The sequence below is a fragment of the Erysipelatoclostridium sp. An15 genome, assembly GCF_002160675.1.
Lineage (GTDB): Bacteria > Bacillota_I > Bacilli_A > Erysipelotrichales > Coprobacillaceae > Thomasclavelia > Thomasclavelia merdavium.
Window position 1 is genome coordinate 1 of record NZ_NFLA01000117.1, and the last position, 673, is coordinate 673.

Here is a 673-nt window from a genome sequence, read left to right on the forward strand (position 1 = left end):
TTTTTTTCAAGGACTTTTTGGATCTTTTTAATTAATTAGAGCTTCTTTTTTTCGCTTCTCCATCATCATTTTATGATATTTTCTAATATTAAATCCTATTGCGACCAGCGTTATTTCTAATTTGACTCCAGATTCTCCTCTTCTTCTTAATTTTGAGTAATGATGATCTTCCTTTAATATCCCAAATACTCCTTCTGAATATATCTGTCTCCATTTTATATATTCTTTTCCTACTTCACTAGCCAGATTATCTCTTACTTCTTTCTTCATCTGATTTAATTTTTCATTATTTGTTATTTTTCGGTTGCCTTTGCTTTTTGTACACTTTGATTTTAACGGGCATCCTTTACAATGTTTATTTTCCAGTATCTGATTTACTTTCTTATATTGCCCTTTGGTATTGATCGTTTCTCTCACAAATTCAAATTTATATCCCTGTGGACACACATAACTTCCATCTTCCTGCCGCATTTGAGATACCTTGAATTGATTCTTTTCTGTCTTTTTTTCCTGTTCTTTATAATATCCCGAATATTTCATATATAAATCTATCTCATGTTTTTTACAGAACATGTAATTATCATAACTTCCATATCCGGCATCTGCTGGTGTTTTTTCCGGGTATTCTCCATATGCCTGATAATATTTCTCCATAAATGGTATATATGTTGGT

At 30.8% G+C, this 673-nt stretch carries 1 protein-coding gene; it reads right to left on the reverse strand.

Going from position 1 to position 673, the window contains the following annotated elements; genetic code table 11:
- Positions 1-27: 27 nt before the first annotated feature.
- Positions 28-673 (reverse strand): transposase (locus B5E92_RS15275; RefSeq protein WP_204245298.1); only part of this gene is annotated, 646 nt, incomplete at its 5' end.